The sequence below is a fragment of the Stutzerimonas sp. FeSN7 genome (genome assembly GCF_030263795.1).
Taxonomy (GTDB): Bacteria; Pseudomonadota; Gammaproteobacteria; order Pseudomonadales; family Pseudomonadaceae; genus Stutzerimonas; species Stutzerimonas stutzeri.
Genome location: NZ_JARPMN010000001.1, coordinates 398879 through 425177 on the forward strand (window position 1 = coordinate 398879; position 26299 = coordinate 425177).

Sequence of the window (26299 nt, forward strand, 5' to 3'; positions counted from 1 at the left end):
AAGCCGGACCTCGGCTGCCACGAAGGCCCGCGACCGCCTCTGCGAAACACCGGTGGGATCGCCGGGCGGCTGCTACGGTGAGTACTCCGGGCGAGCGGCGCTACTGCTGGCCTTGCCCGCCGAACCCTGTAGACGAGGAGCCTGCCATGCGTGAACAGAACCGCCCAGGGGGACTTTCCCTGATCAACCCGCCGGGCTTGTACGACCCCGCCCCGAACGGCTATTCCCATGTGGCGCTGTTGCCGCCCGGCGCGCGACTGGCCTTCATCGCCGGGCAGGGCGGTGAAACCGCCGACGGACAGCTGTCCGAGGACTTCCGCCAGCAGGTGCGCCAGGCGCTGCGCAACCTGTGTATCGCCATCGAGGCCGCGGGCGGTACACCGCAGCAGATTGCCAGGCTCGGTGTACTGATCGTCGATCACAGCGAAGCGCGGCTGCAGGTGTTCGGCGACGAACTCGCGCGGGCGCTGGGGCCGGGTCCGAAGCCGGCCTGTACGCTGATTCCCGTGCCGCGTCTGGCACTGGACGGCATGCTGTTCGAGATCGACGCGGTGCTGTTGCTGGCGGCCGGCTGAGCGTGCCGTCGGTCGGCGCGTCACGGGACTGTCAAGCGGGACGGGTACATCGGAATGACCCCCCACTCGCCAGGAGACTTCCGAAATGACCGCACCGGATCAAAAGCGCCGCCAGCTGCTGCAGGGTATCGGCGCCGGCCTCGCCCTGCCGGCCCTGGGCGTCGCGCCCGCCATCATCGCCGCGCCGCGGGCGCGCCCGCAGATGCTTGACGGCGTGCAGTCCGGCGACGTGACGGACGATCGCGCGCTGATCTGGAGCCGCTGCGACCGCCCTGGCCGGTTGATCGTCGAGTGGGATACGCGCAGCCGCTTCGGCAACCCGCGGCGCATGGTGTCCTCCGTAACCGATGCCGGTCAGGACTTCACCGCCCGCGTCGACCTGCGTGGGCTGCCGGCGGATCAGTCGATCTTCTACCGGGCACGTTTCGAGGATGCCCGCAGCGGCGTGCTCAGCGAGCCCTGGTTCGGCCACCTGCGCAGCGCCGCGAAGCGCCCGCGCGATATCCGCTTCGTCTGGGGCGGCGACACCTGCGGCCAGGGCTACGGTATCAACCCGGACTTCGGCGGCATGCGCATCTACGAAAGCATGCGTCGGCGGCGGCCGGACTTTTTCCTGCACAGTGGCGACGTGATCTACGCCGACGGGCCGATTCCCGCCGAGGTGACCGCCGAGGACGGCAGCGTCTGGCGCAACCTGGTCACCGAAGAGAAGAGCAAGGTTGCCGAGACGCTCAATGAGTTTCGCGGCAACTACCGCTACAACCTGCTGGATGAGAACCTGCGGGCCTTCAACGCCGAGGTGCCGCAGATCTGGCAGTGGGACGATCACGAGGTGACCAACAACTGGTCGCCGAGCAAGGAGCTGGACGATCGCTATCAGCAGGTGCGCGACATCGACACCCTGGTCCGCCGTGCGCGCCAGGCCTACCTGGAATACGCGCCGATGCGCATCGCCCGCGGCGACAAGCTCGGGCGCATCTATCGCAAGGTCAGCTACGGGCCGTTGCTGGACGTGTTCGTGCTGGACATGCGCAGCTACCGCGGGCCGAACACCGATAATCTGCAGAGCGAGCAGGGCGCGCAGACGGCTTTCCTCGGCCGTGAGCAGTTGCGCTGGCTCAAACGCGAGCTGCGCGCCTCGCGGGCGACCTGGAAAGTGATCGCCGCCGACATGCCCATCGGCCTGCATGTGCCGGACGGCGTGGACGCCCAGGGCATGCGTCGCTGGGAGGCGATCGCCAACGGTGACGATGGTCAGGCGCTCGGTCGCGAGCTGGAAATCGCCGAGCTTCTCGCCTTCATCCAGCGTGCACGGGTGCGCAACACCGTCTGGCTGACCGCCGATGTGCACTATTGCGCCGCGCACCACTACCACCCCAACCGCGCCGCTTTCCAGCAGTTCGAGCCGTTCTGGGAGTTCGTCGCAGGCCCCTTGAACGCCGGCAGCTTCGGGCCTAATCCGCTGGACGGCACCTTCGGCCCGGAAGTGGTGTTCCAGAAGGCGCCGCCGACGGCGAACAGCTCGCCGCGGGCGGGCTTCCAGTTCTTCGGCGAGGTGGAGATCGATGCCCAGAGCGGTGCGCTGAGCGTGAGCCTGCGCGACATCGACGGCGCGGTGGTCTACAGCCAGACGCTGGAGCCCTGGCAGCCGGCCTGATGCCGGCTAGCCGAGCAGGAAGTTGCCGGCGCGCGGCTGACCGTCCAGCGCCGGCACGTCGGCCTCGTCCTTGAGCTGGACGCCGGATAGCTGTCGGCGGCTGGCTTCGCGCATCAGGTAGAGCAGGCGGTGCGCGGCCAGGTTGTAGCTCAGCCCCTCGGGGCGGATGTTGGAGATGCAGTTGCGCTGCGCATCGTGCCGGCCGACCTGCGGTGCCCAGGTGAAGTAAAGGCCCAGGCTGTCCGGCGAGCTGAGGCCCGGTCGCTCCCCGAGCAGGATCACCACCATGCGCGCCTTGAGACGCTGACCGATCTCGTCGGCCACCGCCACGCGGCCCTGTTCCACCAGCGCGACGGGACCGAGGGACCAGCCTTCGGCCTGGCATTGTTCGGCGATCTTCAGTGCCATGGGTGCCGCATGACGCTGCACGGCCAGGGCCGAGAGGCCATCGGCGATCACCAGTGCCAGGTCGCAGCCGTCGCCGGCCTCGGCGTCGAGCGTGGCGGCGCTGGTTTCGTCGAGGCGTCGGCCGAGGTCGGGGCGTTGCAGATAGGTCTGGCGGTCGCTGGCGGCGCTGTGTAGTGGCAGGCAGGCGAGGCCGTGCCTGTCCAGCTCGGCGGTCAGCGCGGCGCAGTCCAGCGGCAGGTGCACGGCATCACGGGCCTGCGCATGGGCGAACTGGAAATCCAGTTGCGCCACCGTCGGCAGGCTGGTGCCGGCACGGCCAAGGGCGATGCGCGCCGGGGTCAGCTGGCGCAGGTGCTGCCAGGGATTGGGGATGTGGTTCATTGCGGCTCCCTATGGTCGATACGCTGGCCCAGGCGTCGGACGCTCATGGTAGCGGCCTCGCCGGAGAAGCCGTGCGCGGCCACTGCGCGGTCTAGGCCGCTGCCGGATTTGCCCTGGCCTCTCATGCCTGCTGCTCCAGCGCCCGGCGGAAGGCTTCGGGCAGGTCACGGCCGAGCTGCAGGCGATTGCCGTCCTGTCGGAGGATCTGCATCTTCGCCAGCCATTCCTCGAACTCCGGCGCGGGCCGCAGGCCGAGCACCTGACGCACGTAGAGGGCGTCGTGGAAGGAAGTGGTCTGGTAGTTGAGCATCACGTCGTCCGAGCCCGGGATGCCCATGATGAAGTTGATGCCCGCCGTGCCGAGCAGGGTCAACAGCATGTCCATGTCGTCCTGGTCGGCTTCGGCGTGGTTGGTGTAGCAGATGTCGCAACCCATGGGCACGCCGAGCAGCTTGCCGCAGAAGTGGTCCTCCAGCCCGGCGCGGATGATCTGCTTGCCGTTGTAGAGGTATTCCGGGCCGATGAAGCCGACCACGGTGTTCACCAGCAGCGGCTTGTAGCGGCGCGCGACGGCGTAGGCGCGGGCCTCGCAGGTCTGCTGATCGACGCCGTGATGGGTGTTGGCCGAGAGCGCGCTGCCCTGGCCGGTCTCGAAATACATGAGGTTGTCGCCGAGGGTGCCGCGCTTCTGCGACAGGCCGGCCTCGTAGCCTTCCTGCAGCGTTGCCAGGTTGATGCCGAAGCTGGCGTTGGCCGCCTCGGTGCCGGCGATGGACTGGAACACCAGGTCCAGCGGCGCGCCGCGGTTGATCGCCTCGATGGAGGTGGTGACGTGGGTGAGGATGCAACCCTGGGTCGGGATCTCGTAGCGACTGATCACCGCGTCGAGCATCTTCAGCAGCTCGCAGATGCCGGCGGTGCTGTCGGTGGCCGGGTTGATGCCGATCACCGCGTCGCCGTTGCCGTAGAGCAGGCCGTCGAGAATGCTCGCGGCGATGCCGGCGCCGTCGTCGGTGGGATGGTTCGGCTGCAGTCGGGTGGACATGCGTCCGGCCAGGCCGATGCTGTTGCGAAAGCGGGTGACGACGCGGACCTTCTGCGCGACCAGGATCAGGTCCTGCACGCGCATGATCTTCGACACCGCGGCGACCATTTCCGGCGTCAGCCCCGGTGCGAGGGCTTTCAGCGACGACTCGTCCGCCTCCTCGCCGAGCAGCCAGTTGCGGAAATCGCCCACGGTCAGGTGGCTGATCGGCGCGAAGGCGGCGGCGTCATGGCTGTCGATGATCAGCCGAGTGACTTCATCGCTTTCGTAGGGGATCAGTGCTTCTTCGAGAAAACGCCTGAGCGGCACATTGGCCAGGCACATCTGCGCCGCCACTCGCTCGGCGTCGCTGCCCGCCGCGACCCCGGCGAGCAGGTCGCCGGATCGCGCCGGGCTGGCCTTGGCCATCACCTCGCGCAGATCGTCGAAGCGCCAGGTGGTGCCGCCCACGCTGTGCGAGTACGTCATGGCTGCTCTCCCTACTTGAGTGTCGCCTCGGCCTGCTCGATCGCCGCGAATTCCTCTTCCGGCGTGCCGGCCACCAGATGGTGTCGACTGTAGATCGCGAAATAGGCGATGAAGATCCCGTAGATGATCGCGGCGCCGATCACCACCCGCGGGTCGACCAGGAAGCCCGCGATGACCGCGATGCAGGCCAGTACCAGCGCCACGCCCGAGGTGACGATGCCGCCAGGTGTCCTGTACGGGCGATGCAGATCCGGCCGGCGCAGGCGCAGCACGATGTGCGAAGCCATCATCAACACGTAGGAGATGGTCGCGCCGAACACCGCGACGAGGATCAGCAGGTCGCCCTGGCCGGTCAGCGAGAGCAGGAAGCCGATCACACCGGGGATCACCAGGGCCAGCACCGGCGCCTTGTTCTTGTTGGTCAGCGAGAGGTTGCGCGGCAGGTAGCCGGCCCGCGACAGGGCAAAGATCTGCCGCGAGTAGGCGAAGATGATCGAGAAGAAGCTGGCGATCAGCCCGGCCAGGCCAACCAGGTTGACGAAGCCGCTCATCCAGGTGGACGAACCGTAGGCCGTGGTCAGCGCTTCCACCAGCGGGTTGCCGGATGCCACCAGAGTGCTGGAGCCGGCGCCGCCAGGGCCGACCAGGAGGATCAGCCCGGCAAAGGCGACCAGTATCAGCATGGCGCCGATCAGCCCGCGGGGCATGTCGCGCTGCGGGTTCTTGGTTTCCTCGGCGGCCAGCGGCACGCCTTCGACGGCGAGGAAGAACCAGATCGCGTAGGGAATCGCCGCCCAGATGCCGACGTAGCCGTAGGGCAGGAAGTTGCTGGCACCGGCAGCGGTGGTCGGCGCGATATCGAGCAGCTTGTCCACCGAGAAGTGCGGCACCATGGCGACGATGAACACCGCCAGGGCAAGGGCGGCGACCGCGGTGATGATGAACATCAGCTTCAGCGCCTCGCCGACGCCGAAGATATGGATGCCGATGAAGACGATGTAGAAGGCCAGATAGATCATCCAGCCGCCGATGCCGAACAGTGACTCGCAATAGGCGCCGATGAACACGGCGATCGCCGCCGGCGCGATGGCGTATTCGATGAGGATCGCCGTGCCGGTGAGAAAGCCGCCCAATGGGCCGAAGGCGGTGCGGGCAAAACCATAGCCGCCGCCCGCGGTCGGGACCATCGACGACAGCTCGGCCAGCGAGAAGCACATGCACAGGTACATGGTCGCCATCAGCAGCGTGGCGATGAACAGCCCGCCCCAGCCGCCCTGGGCGAGGCCGAAGTTCCAGCCGGCGTAGTCGCCGGAAATCACGTAGGCGACGCCAAGGCCGACCAGCAGCACCCAGCCGGCGGCGCCTTTCTTCAGTTCGCGTTCCTGGAAATAGCTACTGCCAACGGTTTCGAAATCGATTGCGTGGTGCGGTGGCGTTGAACTGCTGTGTTCGAGAGCCATGGGGGAATCCTCTTGGACGGGTTGGCACCTCTCTCCCTAGCAAGCGTCATGCCCCGGCACGGAATACGGGATTCCCGGTGTTTTGTCGGTGGATGTCGGCAGGAACGCACCTTTTGCGGGCTCCACAGCACCATGGCGGAGCCCGGCAGGTGTCTTGTTCGAACGCGCGGTGAGCCAAAGCCCACCGCGCTCAGCCCATCAGAAGAAGCCCAGCGGATTGATGTCGTAGCTCACCAGCAGGTTCTTGGTCTGCTGATAGCTGTCGAGGATCATCTTGTGCGTCTCGCGACCGACGCCCGACTTCTTGTAACCACCGAACGCCGCGTGCGCCGGGTAGAGGTGGTAGCAGTTGGTCCAGACACGGCCGGCCTTGATCGCCCGGCCCATGCGATAGGCGCGGTTGATGTCGCGGGTCCAGACGCCGGCGCCGAGGCCGTACTCGGTGTCGTTGGCGATGGCCAGCGCCTCGGCCTCGTCCTTGAAGGTGGTGACGCCGATCACCGGGCCGAAGATCTCCTCCTGGAACACGCGCATCTTGTTGGTGCCCTTGAGCAGGGTCGGCTGGATGTAATAGCCGGTGGCAAGCGAGCCTTCGAGTTTCTCGGCCGCCCCGCCGGTGAGCACTTCGGCGCCTTCTTCCTGGGCGATCTTCAGGTAGGACATGATCTTGTCGAACTGCTGCTGGCTGGCCTGGGCGCCAACCATGGTGTCGGTGTCCAGCGGGTCGCCGCGCTTGATCTGCCCGACCTTCTTCATCACCGCTTCCATGAAGGGCGCGTAGATCGACTCCTGCACCAGTGCGCGGGACGGGCAGGTGCACACCTCGCCCTGGTTGAAGAAGCCCAGCACCAGCCCCTCGGCGGCCTTCTCGATGAAGGCCGGTTCGGCCTGCATGATGTCCTCGAAGTAGATGTTCGGGCTCTTGCCGCCCAGCTCCACGGTGCTCGGAATGATGTGCTCGGCGGCGCGCTTCATGATGTGCGAGCCCACCGGGGTGGAGCCGGTGAAGGCGATCTTGGCGATGCGCTTGCTCGAGGCCAGTGCTTCGCCGGCTTCCCGGCCGTAGCCGTGCACCACGTTGAGCACCCCCGGCGGCAGCAGGTCGCCGATGCATTCGAGCAGCACGTTGATGCCCAGCGGGGTCTGCTCGGCCGGTTTGAGCACCACGCAGTTGCCGGCGGCCAGCGCCGGGGCGAGCTTCCAGGCGGCCATCAGGATCGGGAAGTTCCACGGGATGATCTGCCCCACCACGCCCAGCGGCTCGTGGAAATGGTAGGCCGCCGTGTGTTCGTCGATCTCGGCGCTGGTGCCTTCCTGGGCACGGATGCAGCCGGCGAAGTAGCGGAAGTGGTCGGCGGCCAGCGGGATATCGGCGTTGAGCGTCTCGCGCACCGCCTTGCCGTTGTCCCAGGTCTCGGTGATGGCGAGCATCTCCAGGTTCTGCTCGATGCGGTCGGCGATCTGCAACAGGATCAGCGAACGCGCCTGCACGCTGGTCTTGCCCCAGGCATCGGCGGCGGCATGGGCGGCGTCCAGGGCCTTCTCGATGTCGGCGGCGTCGGAGCGCGGAAACTCGGCGATGGGCTGACCGTTGACCGGGGAAAGGTTGGTGAAGTACTGACCGCCGGCCGGCTCGACGAACTGGCCGTTGATGTAATTGCCGTAGCGGGATTTGAAGGAAACGACAGCGCCTTCGCTGCCGGGATGGGCGTAACGCATGATGAGTCTCCGGTCTTGTAATTGTGATGACTGCTGTCTTTCAGCGTAGAACAGGCTCCGTTCGTCGGCAGGCGAGGCGACGTGCGGTGCGACCGCCCCGCAGCGGACCCTGTGCTAATCTGCGCCGCAGTTTTCCAGCGTCGAATGCGCGGCCATGCCGTCTGGCGCGGCGTCCTTCAGAGGTCATCAATGCATATCCATATTCTCGGCATCTGCGGCACCTTCATGGGTTCGCTCGCGGTGCTGGCCAAGGAACTCGGCCATCGCGTCACCGGCTCCGATGCCAACGTCTATCCGCCGATGAGCACGCAGCTCGAGGCTCAGGGCATCGAGCTGATGCAGGGCTACGAGCCGGCGCATCTGGAACCGGCACCCAATCTGGTGGTGGTGGGCAACGCCATGTCGCGTGGCAACCCGGCAGTGGAATACGTGCTGAACAAGGGGCTGCCCTATGTCTCCGGCCCGCAATGGCTGGCCGATCACGTGCTGCAGGGGCGCTGGGTACTGGCGGCGGCCGGCACCCATGGCAAGACCACCACCAGCAGCATGCTGGCCTGGGTGCTGGAACATGCCGGCATGAGCCCGGGCTTTCTCATCGGTGGCGTGCCGCAGAACTTCGGCATCTCCGCGCGGCTCGGCGGTACGCCGTTCTTCGTGGTAGAGGCCGACGAGTACGACAGCGCCTTCTTCGACAAGCGCAGCAAATTCGTCCACTACCGCCCGCGCACCGCGATCCTGAACAATCTGGAGTTCGATCACGCGGATATCTTCCCGGATCTCGCCGCCATCGAGCGGCAGTTCCATCATCTGGTGCGCACTGTGCCGGGCGAGGGGCTGATCATCCATCCCGAGCCGGAAACGGCGCTCAAGCGCGTCATCGGTATGGGCTGCTGGACGCCGGTGCAGACCACCGGCGACGGCGGCCAGTGGCAGGCGAAGCTGCTCAGCGCCGACGGCTCGCGCTTCGAAGTGTTCTTCGACGGCGAGGTGCAGGGCGTGGTGGAGTGGGAGCTGACCGGCCGGCACAACGTCAACAATGCGCTGGCGACGTTGGCGGCGGCACGGCATGTCGGCGTGCTGCCGAAGCAGGGCGCCGAGGCGCTGAGCGAATTCCGTAGCGTCAAGCGGCGCATGGAGAAGGTCGCCGAGGTCAATGGCGTGACGATCTATGACGACTTCGCCCATCACCCGACCGCCATCGCCACCACCCTCGACGGCCTGCGCAAGCGCGTCGGCGATACGCCGATCATCGCGGTGGTCGAGCCGCGTTCGAACTCGATGAAGCTCGGCGCGCACCGCGAGGGCCTGGCCGAGTCGGTGGCGCTGGCCGATCAGGCGATCTGGTACGCACCGGCCAACCTTGGCTGGGATCTCGCCGCGACCGTCGCCGGCTCGCCGGTGCCGACCACGGTCTGCGATTCGCTTGAGGCGATCATTACCAAAGTGAAAGCCGATGCCGTGCCGGGCACCCAGGTGGTGGTGATGAGCAATGGCGGTTTCGGTGGGTTGCACGGCCAATTGGCCGCCGCACTGGCGTAGGTTGGAAATCGCCGCAGGCATTTCCACGCGAATGGCATCAGGAGCAAATTGAATGAGCGGACCGGAACGCATCACCTTGGCCATGACCGGCGCCTCCGGCGCGCAGTACGGTCTGCGCCTGCTCGATTGCCTGATCCAGGAAGACCGCGAGGTGCACTTCCTGATTTCCAAGGCCGCGCAACTGGTGATGGCCACCGAGACCGACGTGGTGCTGCCGGCCAAGCCGCAGGCCATGCAGGCCTTCCTCTCCGAGTACACCGGTGCCGCCGCCGGGCAGATCCGCGTGTTCGCCAAGGAGGACTGGATGGCCCCGCCGGCGTCCGGCTCCGGCGCACCGACGGCGATGGTGGTGGTGCCCTGTTCCACCGGCACCCTGTCGGCAATCGCCACCGGCGCCTGCAACAACCTGATCGAACGCGCCGCCGACGTCACCCTCAAGGAGCGCCGCCAGCTGATTCTGGTGCCACGCGAGGCGCCCTATTCGAGCATTCATCTGGAAAACATGCTTAAGCTGTCGAATCTGGGCGCGGTGATCCTGCCGGCCTCGCCAGGCTTCTATCATCAGCCGCAGACCATCGACGACCTGGTCGATTTCGTCGTCGCGCGGATCCTCAATCTGCTCAACATCCCGCAGGACATGCTGCCGCGCTGGGGTGAGCACCATATCGTCAGCGACGACTGAGATGATCGGCCGGGCGCTGCTGGTACTGACGACGCTGAGTCTGCTCGGCGGCTGCGCCAGCGTCCGCACGCTGGATGCCGCCAAGCCTGGCGCGCCGATCATCTATTCCGGCACGCGCCTGGACTGGTACAGCCTCAACGGCGGCTGCTGCCCGCTGGATCGCTTCGGTGCCGTGGCGCCCAAGTATGCCGCGCTCGATCTGCCGGCCAGCGCCTTGCTGGACACGCTGTTGCTGCCCTTCGCCGTCGCGGCGGAGCTGGGCGTCGGGCTCGGTGTACGCGGCGGGCTCTGATTGCCGGCAACCGCGGCATAACTGATCTGGGTCCAGGCAAGCTCGCGGCCGCACAGGCATAGTTGACGGGTCCGCGCCACAAGGAGAAACGGTGTGAAAGACCGCGCTCAGTTCCATTTCAACTACTGGATGATCGCCATCCTGGTGTTTCTCGGCCTCCAGTACCTGCTGTCGGCGCAGCAGGAGGTGGCGACCATCCCCTACAGCGAGTTCGAGCAGCACCTCAAGGAAGGGCGCATAGATGAACTGGCCATCACGGACCGGCGCATCGAAGGCCGGCTCAAGGAGCCCCTGGCCGGTGGTCAGCGTCGTTTCATCACCAACCGCGTCGAGCCACAGCTGGCCGAGCATCTGCAGCAGTACCCGGTACGCTACACCGGCAAGGTGGAAAGCACGCTGGTGCGCGACCTGCTGTCGTGGATCATCCCGGCGGCGATGTTCTTCGGCATCTGGCTGTTCCTGCTCAAGCGCATCGGCAGCGGCCTGGGGGGCGGCGGCATGATGCAGATCGGCAAGAGCAAGGCGCGGGTCTACGTCGAGACCGACATGAAGGTGAGCTTCGCCGATGTTGCCGGCGTGGACGAGGCCAAGGACGAGCTCAAGGAAATCATCGAGTTCCTGCGCGACCCGCAAACCTACGGCCGCCTCGGCGGGCGCATGCCCAAGGGCGTGCTGCTGGTCGGCCCGCCGGGCACCGGCAAGACGCTACTGGCGCGCGCCGTGGCGGGCGAGGCGAAGGTGCCATTCTTCTCCATTTCCGGTTCCGAGTTCGTCGAGCTGTTCGTCGGTGTCGGTGCGGCGCGGGTGCGCGATCTGTTCGAGCAGGCGCGGGCGCAGGCACCGGCAATCATCTTCATCGACGAACTGGACGCCCTCGGCCGCGCCCGCGGTGCCGGCCCCCTGTCCGGCGGGCATGACGAGAAGGAGCAGACGCTCAACCAGCTGCTGGTGGAGATGGACGGCTTCGACACCTCCAGCGGGCTCGTCCTGCTGGCGGCCACCAACCGCCCCGAGATCCTCGACCCGGCGTTGCTGCGCGCCGGCCGTTTCGACCGCCAGGTGCTGGTGGACCGGCCGGACAAGGTCGGGCGGGTGCAGATTCTCAACGTGCACCTGAAGAAGTCGCGGCTGGGTACCGATGTCGATCCCCAGGCCATCGCCGCGCTGACCCCGGGCTTCACCGGCGCCGACCTGGCCAACCTGGTCAACGAGGCGACGCTGCTGGCAACCCGGCGCAACGCCGAGGCGGTGGCGATGCAGGACTTCACCGCGGCCATCGAACGCATCATCGCCGGGCTGGAGAAGCGCAATCGCCTGCTCAACCCGCGCGAGCGCGAGATCGTCGCCTACCACGAGATGGGCCATGCGCTGGTGGCCATGGCGCTGCCGGGCGTCGATCCGGTGCACAAGGTGTCGATCATCCCGCGCGGCATGGGCGCGCTGGGCTACACCATTCAGCGGCCCACCGAGGATCGCTTCCTGATGACCCGCGAGGAGCTGGAAAACAAGATGGCCGTGCTGCTCGGCGGCCGCGCGGCGGAGTGGCTGGTGTTCGCCCATCTGTCCACCGGCGCGGCGGACGACCTGGCAAAGGTCACCGACATCGCCCGCGCCATGGTCACCCGTTACGGCATGTCCACGCGCCTCGGCCATCTGGCGCTGGAACGTGAGCCCAACGCCTTTCTCGGCAACGAAGCGTTGCTCGGCCTCAAACCGCAGCACGACTACGCCGAAAGCACCGCTACGGCCATTGACGAGGAAGTGCAGGAGCTGGTGCAGGCGGCTTTCCAGCGCAGCCTGTCGTTGCTCGAGGCACGGCGCGAGCTGCTCGAGCGCTGCGCCCGGCAGTTGCTGCAACAGGAAACGCTGGATGCCGAGGAGCTGCGCCAACTGAGCGCCGCCGCGCCCGACGCCGCGGCGCTCCCGGCGCCCTAGCCGGGTGTTTCAGGCCGGTGCGCGACCGGCGTGCTGGGCCAGGGCCCACTCCACATGCTCGCGCACCAGCTCCGACGGATCGTCGCGGCGTGCCTGAAGCGCTTCCAGCACCGGGATGCTCGACGGCGCATTGCCCAGGCCCACTGCGAGATTACGTAGCCAGCGTTCGTAGCCGGCGCGGCGTAGCGGCGAGCCCTCGGTGCGGCTGAGAAATTCCTCTTCCGTCCAGCGGAACAAGGTCGCCAGTTCAGCGTTGTCCAGGCTATGGCGCGGTTGAAAGTCGCTCTGCTCGGTGGGGCGTGCGAAGCGGTTCCAGGGGCAGACGATCTGGCAATCGTCGCAACCGAATACGCGGTTGCCGATCTTGTCGCGCAGCTCGACCGGGATCGGCCCCTTGAGCTCGATGGTGAGGTAGGAAATGCAGCGCCGCGCGTCCAGCAGCCGTTCGCCGACGAACGCCTCGGTGGGGCAGATGTCCAGGCAGGCGTGGCAGCTGCCGCAGTGATCGCGGGACACCGGCTCGTCCACCGGCAGCGCGATGTCGACGAACAGCTCGCCGAGAAAGAACCAGCTGCCGGCCTTGCGGTTGAGCAGCAGGGTGTTCTTGCCGATCCAGCCGAGCCCGGCCTGCTGGCCGGCGGCCTTCTCCAGCACCGGCGCGCTGTCGACGAAGGCGCGGAAACCGAACGGACCGACCACCTGCTGAATGCGCTCGGCCAGCTGCTGCAGGCGCTTGCGGATCAGCTTGTGGTAATCCCGGCCCAGGGCATAGCGCGACACATAGGCCTTCTCCGGGTCGGCCAGCTGCTGGCTCATGCGGGTGTCGCCCGGCAGGTAGTCCATGCGCAACGAGATGACCCGCAGCGTACCGGGCACCAGTTCGTCCGGCCGCGAGCGCTTGCTGCCGTGGGCGGCCATGTAGTCCATCTCGCCCTGATAGCCCGCCTGGAGCCAGGCCTCGAGGTGCGCCTCGTGCTCGCCAAGGTCGACGCCGGTGATCCCCACCTGCTGGAAGCCGAGCTCGCGGCCCCACTCCTTGATGGAGTCGGCGAGTACGACGGGATCGAGAGCGGAGCTGGACATCGGAGACTGCGGCTGGAAGTGAGCGGGTGCGTATAATTCTGCCAGACATTCCGCCGCGATGATCCCTGCACCGATGACCGATTCTCTGCCCGTCGCCCTGTACAACGCCACCCAGGTGCGCGAACTCGATGCGCGCCTGATTGCCGCCGGTACGTCCGGTTTCGAACTGATGCAGCGTGCCGCTCATGCCGCCTGGCGCGCGCTGCGCCGGCGCTGGCCCGATGCAGGTGCTGTCACGGTGCTCGCGGGGCGCGGCAACAATGCCGGCGATGGCTACCTGCTGTCGGCGCTGGCGCAGCGCGCTGGCTGGCAGGTGCGGGTGCTGGCGGTGGGCGATCCGCAGACGCTGCAGGGCGACGCGGCGCTGGCCTGCGCCGAAGCGCGAGATTGCGGAGTGCCCATCGAACCCTGGCGAGCGGAGGCGCCGCTGCAGGGCGTGCTGGTGGATGCGCTGCTCGGCACCGGTCTGACCGGCGCGGTGCGCGAGCCCTATGCGAGCGCGATCGCGGCGATCAACGCCAGCGGCCGTCCGGTGCTGGCAATCGACCTGCCCAGCGGGCTCTGCGCCAACACCGGTCAGGTGCTGGGGCAAACAGTGCGCGCCGATCTCAGCGTGACGTTCATTGGCCTCAAGCTCGGCCTGTTCACCGCCGGCGGCCCGGATCGCGTCGGCGCGCTGGTGTTCGACGACCTGCAGGCCGACCCGGGAACCGTCGCGCAGGTGGCCAGTGAGGCCGTGCGCCTCGACCATGGCTCGCTGGCGCGGGTCGCACCTCGTTCGCCGACCGCGCACAAGGGCAGTTTCGGCCAGGTGCTGGTGATCGGCGGTGATCTGGGTACCGGCGGCGCCGCGCTGCTCAGCGCCGAGGCGGCGCTGCGCTGTGGGGCCGGCATGGTGACCCTGGCGACCCGCCCGGAGCACGTCAGCGCTTCGCTGGTGCGCCGGCCGGAGGTCATGTGCAATGGCGTCGAGTCCACCTACAGCCTGACGGCGCTGCTGGAACGTGCCGATGTGCTGGTGGTCGGTCCCGGCCTCGGCCAGGCGCCGTGGGGGCGTAGCCTGATTTCCGCGGCTGCGCAGCGCGAGCAGCCGCAGGTCTGGGATGCCGATGCGTTGAACCTGCTCGCTACCGGTGCCGTCGAATTGCCGTCCGGCTGCCTGATCACGCCGCATCCGGGCGAGGCAGCGAGACTGCTGAAGTGCTCGGTCGGCGAGGTGCAGGCCGATCGCCCGGCGGCGGCGCGGGCGCTGGCGCAGCGTTATGGGTGCGTCGCGTTGCTCAAGGGGGCCGGCACGCTGGTCGCGGCGCCGGATGGCCGGCTGGCCCTGTGCGATCGCGGCCATCCGGCGATGGCCAGTGCCGGGCTCGGCGACGTGCTGGCCGGAGTGCTCGGTGCCTTGCTGGCGCAGCAGCTGGCGCCGTTCGAGGCGGCCTGCCTGGGCGCCTGGCTGCACGCCGCCGCCGGTGAGCGCCTTGGCCCGCTGGGTCGCGGCCTGGCCGCCAGTGATCTGATTCCGGTGATTCGTCAGTTGTTCGAGGAGCAGTCGCCATGCCTGAAGTGAATCTGTATGCCGGGGACGAGGCGGCGATGCTCGCACTGGGCGCGCGCATTGCCCGGGTGACCGGTGGTCGGGGCGTTATCTATCTGCATGGCGACCTCGGCGCCGGCAAGACCACGCTGTCACGCGGCCTGATCCGTGGTTTCGGCCACGAGGGCAAGGTCAAGAGCCCGACCTTCACGCTGGTCGAGCCCTACGAACTGGGCGAGGTCCAGGTGTTCCATTTCGATCTGTATCGTCTGGTCGATCCCGAAGAGCTGGAGTTTCTCGGCATCCGCGATTATTTCGAGGGCAACGCGCTGTGCCTGATCGAGTGGCCGGAGCGCGGGGCCGGCGTTTTGCCAAAGGCCGACATGGACATTACCATTACGCCGCATGAGGCCGGCCGAACGCTGCGCCTGTCGCCCCATACCGCGCGGGGCGAAGCCTGGTGTGTCGCCCTGACCGACGGAGAGCTATGAATAACATGGGTTTGGGGATGCGCATTCGCACCCTGGTTGTTGGCCTGGTGCTGTCGCTGATGGCGACGGACCTGTTTGCTGCCAGCGATGTGCAGAGCGTGCGTCTGTGGCGTGCGCCGGACAACACCCGCCTGGTGTTCGACCTGTCAGGGCCGGTCGAACACAAGATCTTCACCCTCACCGCACCCGACCGGCTGGTCATCGACGTCACTGGCGCGACGTTGAAAACCGAGCTCGACAAGCTCGCTCTGCAGAACACGCCGGTCGCGTCCCTGCGCGCCGGTCAGCACGATGCCAACACGCTGCGCGTGGTGGTCGACCTGCATGCACCCGTTTCGCCGAAGAGCTTCAGCCTGGCGCCCAACCAGCAGTATGGACACCGTCTGGTGGTCGATCTGTTCGACCAGGCCACTGCGGCCCGTGCCGCCACCCAGCCGCCGGCGACCGCCACACCGTCCACCCCGGCTGCTCCGGTCTCGCCGACCCTGCCGGCGGTGAAGCTGCCGGCCACCTCGGGTGGCAAGCGTGACATCGTGATCGCCATCGACGCCGGCCACGGCGGCGAAGACCCGGGCGCCATCGGCCCCGGCAAGGTCTACGAGAAACACGTGGTGTTGCAGATTTCCAAGGAGCTGCAACGCCAGATCAACGCCGAGAAAGGCTTCCGCGCCGAACTGGTGCGCACCGGCGATTACTTCATTCCGCTGCGCAAACGGACCGAGATCGCCCGCAAGAAGGGCGCCGACCTGTTCGTCTCGATCCACGCCGATGCCGCGCCGCGCTCGGCAGCGTACGGCGCCTCGGTGTTCGCCCTGTCGGACCGCGGCGCTACCTCGGAAACCGCCCGCTGGCTGGCCGACAGCGAAAACCGCTCCGACCTCATCGGTGGTGCCGGAAACGTCAGCCTCGGCGACAAGGATCAGATGCTCGCCGGCGTACTGCTGGATTTGTCGATGACCGCCTCGCTGTCGTCCAGTTTGAACGTCGGGCAGAAGGTGCTCAGCAACATGGGGCGCATCACGCCGCTGCACAAGCGGCGCGTCGAGCAGGCCGGCTTCATGGTGCTGAAGTCGCCGGACATCCCCTCGATCCTGGTCGAGACCGGCTTCATCTCCAATCCGTCGGAAGCCAAGAAACTGCAGACATCCAGTCATCAACAGGCGCTGGCGCGCTCCATTCACAGTGGCGTGCGGCAGTTCTTCCACGAGAATCCGCCGCCGGGGACCTACGTCGCCTGGCTGCGTGATTCCGGCAAGATCGCCGCCGGCCCGCGCGAGCATGTCGTGCGCTCGGGCGAAAGCCTGGCGCTGCTCGCCCAGCGTTATCAGGTCAGCCTGGCCTCGCTGCGCAGCGCCAACAACCTGAGCAACGATGTGATCAAGATCGGCCAGACGCTGAACATTCCCGCTACCACCCTGGCGTCCCAGCCATGACGCAAGCGCCACGCATCCAGCTGCTCAGCCCGCGGCTGGCGAACCAGATCGCCGCTGGCGAGGTGGTCGAACGCCCGGCCTCGGTGATCAAGGAGCTGCTGGAGAACAGCCTGGACTCCGGCGCCGGTCGTATCGAGGTGGACGTCGAGCAGGGCGGGGTCAAGCTGTTGCGGGTTCGCGACGACGGCTGCGGTATACCGCCGGACGACCTTCCGCTGGCCCTGGCCCGCCACGCCACCAGCAAGATTCGCGATCTGGAAGATCTCGAGCGAGTCATGAGCCTGGGCTTTCGCGGCGAAGCGCTGGCCTCGATCAGCTCCGTCTCGCGTCTGACGCTGACCTCGCGTACCGCCGATGCCAGCGAGGCCTGGCAGGTGGAAACCGAGGGGCGCGAAATGGAAGCGCGAGTGCAGCCGGCGGCTCACCCGGTGGGCACTTCGGTGGAAGTGCGTGATCTGTTTTTCAACACGCCGGCGCGGCGCAAGTTCCTGCGCACCGAGAAGACCGAATTCGACCACCTGCAGGAGGTCATCAAGCGCCTGGCGCTGGCGCGCTTCGATGTGGCCTTCCATCTGCGCCACAACGGCAAGGGCGTGCTGGCGTTGCATCAGGCCAACGACGACAGCGCCCGTGCGCGGCGCGTCGCTGCAGTATGCGGGCCGGCCTTCCTGGAGCAGGCGCTGCCCATCGAGATCGAACGCAACGGGCTGCGGCTCTGGGGTTGGGTCGGACTGCCGACCTTCTCGCGCAGTCAGGCGGACCTGCAGTACTTCTACGTCAACGGGCGCATGGTGCGCGACAAGCTGGTCGCCCATGCGGTGCGCCAGGCCTATCGCGACGTGCTGTTCAACGGCCGGCATCCGACCTTCGTGCTGTTCCTCGACGTCGATCCGGCGGTGGTGGACGTCAATGTGCATCCCACCAAGCACGAGGTGCGTTTCCGCGACAGCCGTATGGTCCATGACTTCCTCTACGGCACGCTGCACCGCGCGCTGGGCGATGTGCGTCCCGAGGACCAGCTGGCCGCGCCGGCGAGCGTAGCGCCGATGACCCAGGTGTCCGGACTGGCTGCCGGCGAGTTCGCCGGACAGAGCGAGATGAGCCTGTCGGCCAGCGTGCTCGAGCGGCCGCAAGGCGAGACATCCGCCTGGCGGGGTGCGGGGGCGGGCTATCAGGCGCCACGCCCGGCGTCGGCCGGCTATACCGCCGAGGCCCAGGGCGCCTACCGCGAGTTTTTCACTCCGCTGCCCGAAAGCGCCGCGGCGCCGCTGCCGGCCAGCCAGGATGACGTGCCGCCACTGGGTTACGCGCTGGCGCAGCTCAAGGGGGTCTATATCCTCGCCGAGAATGCCCAGGGCATGGTCCTGGTGGACATGCATGCCGCCCACGAACGCATCACCTACGAGCGGCTGAAGACTGCCATGGCCAGCGAAGGGCTGCGCGGCCAGCCGCTGCTGGTGCCCGAGTCCATTGCACTCAGTCAGCGCGAGGCCGATTGCGCGGAAGAGCACGCGCAGTGGTTCCAGATGCTCGGCTTCGAGTTGCAGCGCCTCGGTCCGGAAACCCTGGCGATCCGTCAGATTCCTTCGTTGCTCAAGCAGGCCGAGGCCACCCAGCTGGTGCGTGACGTGCTTGCCGATCTGCTGGAGTACGGCACCAGCGACCGCATCCAGGCACACCTCAACGAGTTGCTGGCGACCATGGCCTGCCACGGCGCGGTACGTGCCAACCGCCGCCTGACGCTGCCGGAGATGAATGCCTTGCTGCGCGACATGGAGCACACCGAGCGTAGTGGGCAGTGCAACCACGGCCGCCCGACCTGGACGCAGCTGGGCATGGACGATCTGGACAAGCTGTTCCTGCGCGGCCGCTGACCCGGCTCCGGGCGGCAGGCCGTGCTTGCGACCTGCCGCCTGCCACTGGAAACTATGCGGCCACGCCTGCCGAGCCCGCCGATGTCTTCTCTGCCTCCCGCCATCTTTCTCATGGGTCCCACCGCCTCGGGCAAGACTGACCTGGCGCTGGAGCTGGCGCGCGTGCTTCCCTGCGAACTGATCAGCGTCGACTCGGCGCTGGTCTACCGTGGCATGGACATCGGCACGGCGAAGCCCTCTGCCGAGGTACTGGCGCAGTTCCCGCACCGCCTGGTGGACATCCTCGATCCGGCTGAGAGCTACTCGGCTGCCGAGTTCAGCAGCGATGCGCTGGCGGCCATGGCGGAGATCACCGCCGCCGGCCGCATTCCGTTACTGGTCGGCGGAACCATGTTGTATTTCAAGGCGTTGCAGGAAGGGTTGGCGGACATGCCGGCGGCTGATGCTTCGGTGCGCGCGGAACTCGAAGCCCTGGCAGCAAGCGAGGGGCTGCAGGTGCTGCACGACCGGCTGGCGCAGGTGGACCCGGAGTCGGCTGCACGCATTCATCCCAACGATCCGCAGCGGCTGGTGCGCGCGCTGGAGGTCCATCGTGTCAGCGGCTTGACCATGAGCGAGCATCGCGCCCGACAAAGGTCGCAAAAAGCCGGCCCAGACGCGCCAGGCTCCGGCGTCTTGCCTTATACTGTCGCGCAACTGTGTATCGCTCCCGCGCAACGCCACATCCTGCACGAGCGCATCGAGAGACGTTTCCGGCACATGGTTGAACAGGGCTTCGTCGAAGAGGTCGAAGCCTTGCGGTCTCGTGGCGACCTGCACCTCGGCATGCCATCCATTCGCGCGGTTGGCTATCGTCAGGTGTGGGAATACCTGGACGGCTCATCGACTCGCGAGGAAATGGTGGAGCGCGGCATCATCGCCACCCGGCAACTGGCCAAGCGTCAGTTCACCTGGTTGCGAAGCTGGGGGGAGGTTCACTGGCTGGACAGTTTGTCCTGCGACAATCTGCCGCGCGCATTGAAATACCTGCAATCGCTCTCCATATTGAGCTGACACTGCTAATTGACCGTCTATTCTCAACAAGTGGATCGTCGGTTGTACGTTTAGAACACTAATGAAAACAGATCCTCTAAGGAGTGCGGCACATGTCAAAAGGGCATTCGCTACAAGACCCTTACCTCAACACACTGCGTAAGGAACGCGTCCCGGTTTCCATCTATCTGGTCAACGGCATCAAACTGCAGGGCCAGATCGAATCCTTCGACCAATTCGTCATCCTTCTGAAAAACACCGTAAGCCAGATGGTGTACAAGCACGCCATTTCCACCGTGGTTCCGGGCCGCCCCGTGCGTCTGCCGACCGCTGGCGATGCCGAGCAATCCGAGTCGGGTAACGACTGAGGTAGGTTTCTTTGTTCTTCGAACGTCCCGGTGGCGGTGAGCGGGCTATCCTGGTGCACCTGGACGGCCAGGATCCCGCGGCGCGCGAGGACCCTCAGGAGTTCCAGGAGCTGGCGCGTTCGGCGGGGGCGGAAACGGTTGGCTTCGTCAATGTTTCCCGCCACCAGCCCTCCGCCAAGTTCCTGATCGGCAGCGGCAAGGTCGAGGAGCTGCATGACCTCGTCAAGGAAGGCGAGGCCGAGCTGGTGATCTTCAATCACACGCTGACCCCCAGCCAGGAGCGCAACCTCGAGCGCGCGCTCGAATGCCGTGTGCTCGATCGCACCGGCCTGATTCTGGACATCTTCGCCCAGCGGGCGCGTACCCACGAGGGCAAGCTGCAGGTCGAACTGGCGCAGCTCGAACACATGAGCACGCGGCTGGTCCGCGGCTGGACCCACCTCGAACGGCAGAAGGGCGGTATCGGCCTGCGGGGGCCGGGTGAAACCCAGCTGGAGACCGACCGTCGCCTGCTGCGCGTGCGCATCCGGCAGATCAAGCAGCGTCTGGAAAAGGTCCGTGGCCAGCGCGAGCAGGCCCGTCGTGGCCGGCGTCGTGCGGACATTCCTTCCGTGTCGCTGGTGGGCTACACCAACGCCGGCAAATCCACGCTATTCAATGCTCTGACCGAATCCGAGGTCTACGCCGCCAATCAGCTGTTCGCCACGCTCGATCCCACGCTGCGCCGCCTCGAGCTCGAGGATGTCGGGCCGGTGATCCTGGCCGACACGGTGGGCTTCATCCGTCATCTGCCGCACAAGCTGGTGGAATCGTTCCGGGCGACGCTGGAAGAGTCCAGCAACGCCGACCTCCTGCTGCACGTGATCGATGCTCACGAGCCCGAACGTGATCAGCAGATCGAGCAGGTGCTCGCGGTGCTTGGCGAGATCGGCGCCAACGAGCTGCCGATGCTCGAGGTGTACAACAAGCTCGACCTTCTCGAGGGTATCGAGCCGCAGATACAGCGCGATGCCGATGGCAAGCCGCAGCGCGTCTGGGTGTCCGCCCGTGACGATTTGGGGCTGGACCTGCTGCGTCAGGCCGTCGCCGAGCTGCTCGGCGACGATCTCTTCGTCGGCACGTTGTGCCTTCCGCAGAGGCTGGGGCGCTTGCGTGCGCAGTTCTTCGAGCTGGGTGCGGTGCAGCGCGAGACGCACGACGAGGAGGGTGGCAGCCTGCTGGAAGTTCGCTTGCCGCGGGTCGAACTGAATCGCTTGATCAGCCGCGAAGGGTTGCGGGTGGACGAGTTCATCGAGCAACACACTTTGCAATAAAGCCTCGATCGGCAATTTTGCCGGTCGTTCGGGGCTTTCTGTAGCATTGGCGGGCGCGCCGTGGGCGCGTCTTTAGCTTTATTTGAATGGAGAGCGCTATGGCTTGGAATGAGCCGGGTGGCAACTCGAACAACCAGGATCCCTGGGGCAGTGGTGGCGGCGGCCGTCGTGGCGGCGGTGGCGACCAGAAGGGGCCACCGGATCTCGATGAGGCTTTCCGCAAGCTGCAGGACAGCCTGAACGGCATGTTCGGCGGCAAGAAACGTGGTGGCGGCAACTTTGGTGGCTCCGGCAAGCGCGGCGGTTTCGGCCTTGTCTGGGTGGCGCTGGTGGTGCTGCTGGCCGTGTGGCTGTTCAACGCCATCTATATCGTCGACGAGCAGGAGCAGGCCGTGGTGCTGCGCTTCGGCAAGTATCACGAGACGGTGGGGCCGGGCCTGAACATCTACTTCCCGCCGATCGACCGCAAGTTCCAGGAGAACGTGACGCGCGAGCGCTCGTACAGCAAGCAGGGGCAGATGCTCACCGAGGATGAGAACATCATCGAGGTGCCGCTGACCGTTCAGTACAAGATCAGCAATCTGCAGTCCTTCGTGCTGAGCGTCGATCAGCCTGAAATCAGCCTGCAGCACGCCACCGACAGTGCCGTGCGCCACGTCGTGGGCTCCACTGCCATGGATCAGGTGCTCACCGAGGGTCGTGAGGTCATGGCCGGCGAGGTCAAGGAACGCCTGCAGCGCTTCCTCGACAACTACGGCACCGGCATCGTCGTCACCCAGGTCAACATCCAGAGTGCTGCGGCGCCGCGTGAAGTGCAGGAAGCGTTCGATGACGTGATCCGGGCGCGGGAAGACGAGCAGCGCGAGAAGAACCAGGCCGAGTCCTACGCCAACGGCGTGATCCCCGAGGCTCGTGGTCAGGCCCAGCGCATGCTGGAAGAGGCCAGCGGTTACCGCGATGCGGTGATTTCACGGGCGACGGGTGAGGCCGACCGCTTCAGCAAGCTGGTCGCCGAGTACCGCAAGGCACCGGAAGTCACGCGCGAGCGTCTGTATCTGGAAACCATGCAGGAAGTCATGAGCAATACCAGCAAGGTCATGGTGAGTGGCGATGGTGGGCAGAATCTGCTCTATCTGCCGCTGGACAAGATGATCAACAGCCGTGGCGCAAGCACGCCGGCACCTGCCGGAGTGGCGTCGGGTGCGGCGGCAACCCAGGGCACTCGTCTGCCGCCGGAGCTGGATCCGCGTGAAGTTCGTACGAGGGAGAGTCGCTGATGAGCAATAAATCCCTTACCGCCCTGATCGTCGGTGTGGTGCTGGCCATCGTTCTGTGGAACAGCTTCTACATCGTTTCCCAGACCGAGCGTGCCGTGCTGCTGCGCTTCGGCCGGATCGTCGAGCCTGACGTGAAGCCGGGGCTGCACATGAAGATTCCGTACGTGAACTCGGTGCGCAAGTTCGATGCGCGACTGCTGACGCTTGATAGCACCACGTCACGCTTCCTGACGCTGGAGAAGAAGGCGCTGATGGTCGACTCCTATGCCAAGTGGCGTGTGGACGATGCCGAGCGTTTCTATACCGCGACGTCGGGGATGAAGCAGATTGCCGATGAGCGTCTGGCGCGTCGTCTCGAGGCGGCGCTGCGTGACCAGTTCGGTAAGCGCACCCTGCACGAGTCGGTCTCCGGCCAGCGTGACGAACTGATGGCGCAGGTCACCACCAGTCTCAATCGCGCCGCTCAGCAGGAGCTCGGTATCGAGGTGGTGGATGTGCGCGTCAAGGGCATCGATCTGCCCCGCGAGGTCAACCGCAGCGTGTTCGAGCGGATGAGTTCCGAGCGTGAACGCGAGGCTCGCGAGCATCGCGCAAAGGGTAAGGAGCTGGCCGAAGGTATTCGTGCCGACGCCGACCGTCAGCGCCGGGTGCTGCTGGCCGAGGCCTTCCGCGAGGCGGAGGAGCTGCGCGGTGATGGTGATGCCAGGGCTGCTGCGATCTATGCCGCCGCGTACGGACAGGATCAGGAGTTCTACGCGTTCCATCGTAGCCTGCAGGCCTACCGTGAGAGCTTCTCCAGCAAGGAAGATGTGCTGGTGCTCGATCCGAAGAGCGACTTCTTCCGCTATCTGCAGAGCAACAAGTAGCGTTTCACGGCCATTTGCCCGGGGTTCTCCGGCGGCACGCGCGTGTCGCCGGGTGACCCATGGGGAAAAGGTTGCTATGATCCGCCAGCCGGGAAAATCCCGGCTTTTTTGCGTCTGTGCCCTTGAGGTCGCAGGCTATCCCAGGCATGCGGTGGTCATGCCGACCCCTCAGGGGCATGGCTCGGATGCCATGGTTCGAACACAACTGCACGCGACCGGAGGCCAGCTGAGGCTGCAGCCGCGGTTTTCGTCTGGGCTTACCGGAACGAGAGGTGATTTCGCGAATGGCAACGGTAGACCGCTGGCTCTTGCCAGATGGCATCGAAGAGGTGCTGCCGCCAGAGGCGGCGCGTATCGAAACGGCGCGTCGGCGCGTGCTGGATCTGTTCCAGCGCTGGGGCTACGAGCTGGTCATCACCCCGCACGTGGAATTCCTCGAGTCATTGCTCACCGGTTCCGGGCAGGACCTGGACCTGCGCACCTTCAAGGTCATCGATCCGCTCTCCGGCCGTCAGATGGGGCTGCGTGCCGATATCACCCCGCAGGTGGCCCGCGTCGATGCGCATACCCTGCGTCGTGAAGGGCCGAGCCGGCTGTGCTATGCCGGCAGCGTGCTGCATGCCAAGCCGCAGGCGCTTTCCACCTCGCGCAGCCCCATTCAGCTCGGTGCAGAACTGTACGGTGATGCGTCTGCGTCCAGCGATCTCGAGGTCATCAGCCTGATGCTGGAGATGCTCGAACTGGCCGATGTGCCCGACGTGCACATGGACCTCGGTCATGTAGGCATCTATCGCGGCCTGGCAAAGGCGGCCGCACTGAGTGGCGAGGCCGAGCAGCGCCTGTTCGACGCGCTGCAGCGCAAGGCCATGGACGAGATCGAGCAGTTGACCGCGGCGCTTGATCCGGCCCTCGCCTCGATGCTCCGCGCGCTGGCGCGTCTGTGTGGTGGGCGCGAGACGCTCGACGACGCTCGGCATGCGCTGGCCGCTGCGCCCGCTGACGTACAGGCGGCGCTGGAAACCCTGGCGACGGTGGCCGACCAGCTCGCGCTGCGCTATCCGCAGGTGCCGTTGTACTTCGATTTGGGCGAATTGCGTGGCTATCACTACCATACTGGAATGGTGTTCGCCGCGTTCGTGCCGGGCGTGGGGCAGTCGATCGCCCAGGGCGGGCGGTACGACGACATCGGTGCCGATTTCGGGCGTGCGCGCCCGGCGACAGGCTTCTCCACCGATCTGAAAACGCTGGTCGGTCTGGGTAACGCCGATCTGACCACGCCGGTTGCCGGAATCTGGGCGCCACACGGCGACGAGTCCGGCCTCTGGGGGGCGATTCGCGATCTGCGCCGCCAGGGTGAGCGCGTGGTGCAGGCGCTGGACGGCCAGTCGCAAGCCGATGCCGCGCAGTTGGGCTGTGATCGGCAGCTGCAGTTGAGTAATGGTATCTGGACGGTGGCTTCGCTGGCGTCCTGATGGCTATGGCGCCGCATGCTCGCGGCGCCGGCCAGGTTTCGATTATCGCCGGTTGCGGCCGGCATGCTTCGCCGAAGAGGACAAAGGGTTATGGGTAAGAATGTCGTGGTCCTGGGCACCCAGTGGGGTGATGAGGGCAAGGGCAAGATCGTCGATCTGCTGACCGATCAGGCGGCTGCGGTCGTGCGTTACCAGGGCGGCCACAATGCCGGTCATACCCTGGTCATCGACGGTGAGAAGACCGTGCTGCACCTGATCCCGTCCGGCATCCTGCGTGACAACGTGCAATGCCTGATCGGCAATGGCGTAGTGGTCGCGCCCGATGCGCTGCTGCGGGAAATCACCAAGCTGGAAGAGAAGGGTGTGCCGGTGCGCGAGCGCCTGCGCATCAGCCCGTCCTGCACCCTGATCCTGCCCTACCATGTGGCGCTGGACCAGGCCCGCGAGGCGTCGCGCTCGGAAGGCAAGATCGGCACCACCGGCCGCGGTATCGGTCCGGCGTACGAGGACAAGGTGGCGCGTCGCGGCTTGCGCATCGGTGACCTGTTCAATCCGGAGCGCTTCACGGTCAAGCTGCGCGAACTGCTGGACTACCACAACTTCGTGCTGCAGAACTTCTACAAGGTCGAGCCGGTTGATTTCCAGAAGACTCTCGACGAGGCCCTCGGCTACGCGGAAATCCTCAAGCCGCTGATCACCGATGTCACCGCCCGTCTGCACGAGCTGCGCAAGCAGGGTGCCTGCATCATGTTCGAAGGTGCGCAGGGCTCGCTGCTGGACATCGACCACGGCACCTATCCGTACGTGACCAGCTCCAGCACAACGGCTGGCGGCACGGCGACCGGTTCCGGCTTCGGTCCGCTGTACCTGGACTACATCCTCGGCATCACCAAGGCCTACACCACTCGTGTGGGCTCCGGTCCGTTCCCCACCGAGCTGTTCGATGACGTCGGCGCCCGCCTGGCTGAGCGTGGTCATGAGTTCGGCTCGACCACCGGGCGTGCGCGTCGTTGCGGCTGGTTCGATGCCGTCATCCTGCGCCGTGCCATCGAGATCAACAGCATCTCCGGGATCTGCCTGACCAAGCTCGACGTGCTCGACGGGCTGGAGACCATCCGCATCTGCGTCGGCTACAAGGATCGCAATGGCGAAGTGTTGGTCGATGCGCCGACCGATGCCGACAGCTACGACGGTCTGCAGCCGGTGTACGAGGACATGCCGGGTTGGAGCGAGTCGACCGTTGGCGCCAAGAGTCTTGACGAGCTGCCGGCCAATGCTCGCGCTTACATCAAGCGACTGGAAGAGCTGATCGAGGCGCCAGTGGATATCATCTCCACTGGTCCGGACCGCAACGAGACCATCGTGTTGCGTCATCCGTACGCCTGATAGCGCGCATGG

At 66.3% G+C, this 26299-nt stretch carries 22 protein-coding genes; 17 read left to right on the top strand and 5 right to left on the bottom strand.

What is annotated here, in order from left to right; translation table 11 throughout:
* Positions 1–146 precede the first annotated feature (146 nt).
* On the top strand, positions 147–575 hold the full coding sequence (locus P5703_RS01785) for a RidA family protein (protein ID WP_014597772.1): 429 nt from the start codon (positions 147–149) through the stop codon (positions 573–575).
* Positions 576–660: 85 nt separating this feature from the next.
* Positions 661–2232: an alkaline phosphatase D family protein gene (locus tag P5703_RS01790; RefSeq protein ID WP_020305911.1), complete on the top strand. Its 1572-nt coding sequence runs from the start codon at positions 661–663 to the stop codon at positions 2230–2232.
* Between the two features lie 6 nt (positions 2233–2238).
* On the opposite strand, the gene eutC is transcribed toward P5703_RS01790, so the two are convergent.
* The 4 genes from eutC to exaC all read right to left on the bottom strand — a co-directional run bounded on the left by eutC (position 2239) and on the right by exaC (position 7713).
* Positions 2239–3021, bottom strand: coding sequence for an ethanolamine ammonia-lyase subunit EutC (eutC, locus tag P5703_RS01795; protein ID WP_014597771.1), 783 nt, complete (start codon positions 3019–3021; stop codon positions 2239–2241).
* Positions 3022–3142: 121 nt separating this feature from the next.
* Positions 3143–4534: an ethanolamine ammonia-lyase subunit EutB gene (locus P5703_RS01800; protein ID WP_045633880.1), complete on the bottom strand. Its 1392-nt coding sequence runs from the start codon at positions 4532–4534 to the stop codon at positions 3143–3145.
* An 11-nt stretch (positions 4535–4545) separates the two neighbouring features.
* A complete protein-coding gene (gene eat, locus P5703_RS01805) occupies positions 4546–5994 on the bottom strand; it encodes an ethanolamine permease (RefSeq protein WP_013984101.1) in 1449 nt (482 codons plus the stop codon).
* A 198-nt stretch (positions 5995–6192) separates the two neighbouring features.
* A complete protein-coding gene (exaC, locus tag P5703_RS01810; RefSeq protein ID WP_013984100.1) occupies positions 6193–7713 on the bottom strand; it encodes an acetaldehyde dehydrogenase ExaC in 1521 nt (506 codons plus the stop codon).
* 189 nt (positions 7714–7902) lie between these two features.
* Here exaC and mpl point away from each other — a divergent pair, with 189 nt between their 5' ends.
* From mpl to ftsH, 4 genes are all read left to right on the top strand, one after another.
* Positions 7903–9252, top strand: a complete 1350-nt coding sequence (gene mpl, locus P5703_RS01815) for a UDP-N-acetylmuramate:L-alanyl-gamma-D-glutamyl-meso-diaminopimelate ligase (protein ID WP_045633881.1) — start codon at positions 7903–7905, stop codon at positions 9250–9252.
* A 52-nt stretch (positions 9253–9304) separates the two neighbouring features.
* A complete protein-coding gene (gene ubiX / locus P5703_RS01820; RefSeq protein WP_017246067.1) occupies positions 9305–9934 on the top strand; it encodes a flavin prenyltransferase UbiX in 630 nt (209 codons plus the stop codon).
* Between the two features lies 1 nt (position 9935).
* Entirely contained in the window at positions 9936–10226 is a 291-nt protein-coding gene (locus tag P5703_RS01825; RefSeq protein WP_048329945.1) for a YceK/YidQ family lipoprotein, read from the top strand.
* Between the two features lie 93 nt (positions 10227–10319).
* Positions 10320–12161, top strand: coding sequence for an ATP-dependent zinc metalloprotease FtsH (gene ftsH, locus P5703_RS01830; protein ID WP_106442370.1), 1842 nt, complete (start codon positions 10320–10322; stop codon positions 12159–12161).
* 9 nt (positions 12162–12170) lie between these two features.
* Here the strand turns inward: ftsH and queG are convergent, their stop codons facing one another.
* Positions 12171–13244 carry a tRNA epoxyqueuosine(34) reductase QueG gene (gene queG / locus P5703_RS01835; RefSeq protein WP_014597769.1) on the bottom strand — a complete coding sequence of 358 codons (1074 nt, stop codon included), beginning with the start codon at positions 13242–13244 and terminating at the stop codon, positions 12171–12173.
* Positions 13245–13317: 73 nt separating this feature from the next.
* On the opposite strand from queG, the gene P5703_RS01840 reads away from it, so the two are divergent.
* From P5703_RS01840 to P5703_RS01890, 11 genes are all read left to right on the top strand, one after another.
* Positions 13318–14808, top strand: coding sequence for an NAD(P)H-hydrate dehydratase (locus P5703_RS01840; protein ID WP_279641537.1), 1491 nt, complete (start codon positions 13318–13320; stop codon positions 14806–14808).
* Complete coding sequence (gene tsaE, locus P5703_RS01845; RefSeq protein WP_197860850.1) at positions 14796–15266, top strand: tRNA (adenosine(37)-N6)-threonylcarbamoyltransferase complex ATPase subunit type 1 TsaE; 471 nt, start codon at positions 14796–14798, stop codon at positions 15264–15266. Before P5703_RS01840 ends, tsaE begins: the two co-directional genes overlap by 13 nt.
* Positions 15267–15283: 17 nt before the next feature.
* Positions 15284–16699, top strand: coding sequence for an N-acetylmuramoyl-L-alanine amidase (locus tag P5703_RS01850; RefSeq protein WP_041772003.1), 1416 nt, complete (start codon positions 15284–15286; stop codon positions 16697–16699).
* Entirely contained in the window at positions 16696–18573 is a 1878-nt protein-coding gene (gene mutL, locus P5703_RS01855; protein WP_014597767.1) for a DNA mismatch repair endonuclease MutL, read from the top strand. The genes P5703_RS01850 and mutL overlap by 4 nt, the downstream gene beginning before the upstream one ends.
* 81 nt (positions 18574–18654) lie before the next feature.
* Positions 18655–19626, top strand: a complete 972-nt coding sequence (miaA, locus tag P5703_RS01860) for a tRNA (adenosine(37)-N6)-dimethylallyltransferase MiaA (RefSeq protein ID WP_279641538.1) — start codon at positions 18655–18657, stop codon at positions 19624–19626.
* Positions 19627–19718: 92 nt separating this feature from the next.
* Complete coding sequence (hfq, locus tag P5703_RS01865) at positions 19719–19973, top strand: RNA chaperone Hfq (RefSeq protein WP_003283098.1); 255 nt, start codon at positions 19719–19721, stop codon at positions 19971–19973.
* An 11-nt stretch (positions 19974–19984) separates the two neighbouring features.
* Positions 19985–21286, top strand: a complete 1302-nt coding sequence (gene hflX, locus P5703_RS01870) for a ribosome rescue GTPase HflX (protein ID WP_014597765.1) — start codon at positions 19985–19987, stop codon at positions 21284–21286.
* A 98-nt stretch (positions 21287–21384) separates the two neighbouring features.
* The gene (hflK, locus tag P5703_RS01875; RefSeq protein ID WP_011914682.1) at positions 21385–22563 is read left to right on the top strand and encodes an FtsH protease activity modulator HflK; all 1179 of its coding nucleotides are present in this window, start codon (positions 21385–21387) and stop codon (positions 22561–22563) included.
* Complete coding sequence (hflC, locus tag P5703_RS01880; protein ID WP_197860851.1) at positions 22563–23429, top strand: protease modulator HflC; 867 nt, start codon at positions 22563–22565, stop codon at positions 23427–23429. Before hflK ends, hflC begins: the two co-directional genes overlap by 1 nt.
* 284 nt (positions 23430–23713) lie before the next feature.
* On the top strand, positions 23714–24901 hold the full coding sequence (locus tag P5703_RS01885) for an ATP phosphoribosyltransferase regulatory subunit (RefSeq protein WP_020305920.1): 1188 nt from the start codon (positions 23714–23716) through the stop codon (positions 24899–24901).
* Positions 24902–24991: 90 nt separating this feature from the next.
* The gene (locus P5703_RS01890; protein WP_014597763.1) at positions 24992–26287 is read left to right on the top strand and encodes an adenylosuccinate synthase; all 1296 of its coding nucleotides are present in this window, start codon (positions 24992–24994) and stop codon (positions 26285–26287) included.
* Positions 26288–26299 lie beyond the last annotated feature (12 nt).

Bases quoted from the DNA above. Each gene is read 5' to 3' on its own strand.
- P5703_RS01785 (WP_014597772.1), top strand. From the start codon at position 147: ATGCGTGAACAGAACCGCCCAGGGGGACTTTCCCTGATCAACCCGCCG.
- P5703_RS01790 (WP_020305911.1), top strand. From the start codon at position 661: ATGACCGCACCGGATCAAAAGCGCCGCCAGCTGCTGCAGGGTATCGGC.
- eutC (WP_014597771.1), bottom strand. From the start codon at position 3,021: ATGAACCACATCCCCAATCCCTGGCAGCACCTGCGCCAGCTGACCCCG.
- P5703_RS01800 (WP_045633880.1), bottom strand. From the start codon at position 4,534: ATGACGTACTCGCACAGCGTGGGCGGCACCACCTGGCGCTTCGACGAT.
- eat (WP_013984101.1), bottom strand. From the start codon at position 5,994: ATGGCTCTCGAACACAGCAGTTCAACGCCACCGCACCACGCAATCGAT.
- exaC (WP_013984100.1), bottom strand. From the start codon at position 7,713: ATGCGTTACGCCCATCCCGGCAGCGAAGGCGCTGTCGTTTCCTTCAAA.
- mpl (WP_045633881.1), top strand. From the start codon at position 7,903: ATGCATATCCATATTCTCGGCATCTGCGGCACCTTCATGGGTTCGCTC.
- ubiX (WP_017246067.1), top strand. From the start codon at position 9,305: ATGAGCGGACCGGAACGCATCACCTTGGCCATGACCGGCGCCTCCGGC.
- P5703_RS01825 (WP_048329945.1), top strand. From the start codon at position 9,936: ATGATCGGCCGGGCGCTGCTGGTACTGACGACGCTGAGTCTGCTCGGC.
- queG (WP_014597769.1), bottom strand. From the start codon at position 13,244: ATGTCCAGCTCCGCTCTCGATCCCGTCGTACTCGCCGACTCCATCAAG.
- P5703_RS01840 (WP_279641537.1), top strand. From the start codon at position 13,318: ATGACCGATTCTCTGCCCGTCGCCCTGTACAACGCCACCCAGGTGCGC.
- tsaE (WP_197860850.1), top strand. From the start codon at position 14,796: ATGCCTGAAGTGAATCTGTATGCCGGGGACGAGGCGGCGATGCTCGCA.
- P5703_RS01850 (WP_041772003.1), top strand. From the start codon at position 15,284: ATGCGCATTCGCACCCTGGTTGTTGGCCTGGTGCTGTCGCTGATGGCG.
- mutL (WP_014597767.1), top strand. From the start codon at position 16,696: ATGACGCAAGCGCCACGCATCCAGCTGCTCAGCCCGCGGCTGGCGAAC.
- miaA (WP_279641538.1), top strand. From the start codon at position 18,655: ATGTCTTCTCTGCCTCCCGCCATCTTTCTCATGGGTCCCACCGCCTCG.
- hfq (WP_003283098.1), top strand. From the start codon at position 19,719: ATGTCAAAAGGGCATTCGCTACAAGACCCTTACCTCAACACACTGCGT.
- hflK (WP_011914682.1), top strand. From the start codon at position 21,385: ATGGCTTGGAATGAGCCGGGTGGCAACTCGAACAACCAGGATCCCTGG.
- hflC (WP_197860851.1), top strand. From the start codon at position 22,563: ATGAGCAATAAATCCCTTACCGCCCTGATCGTCGGTGTGGTGCTGGCC.
- P5703_RS01885 (WP_020305920.1), top strand. From the start codon at position 23,714: ATGGCAACGGTAGACCGCTGGCTCTTGCCAGATGGCATCGAAGAGGTG.
- P5703_RS01890 (WP_014597763.1), top strand. From the start codon at position 24,992: ATGGGTAAGAATGTCGTGGTCCTGGGCACCCAGTGGGGTGATGAGGGC.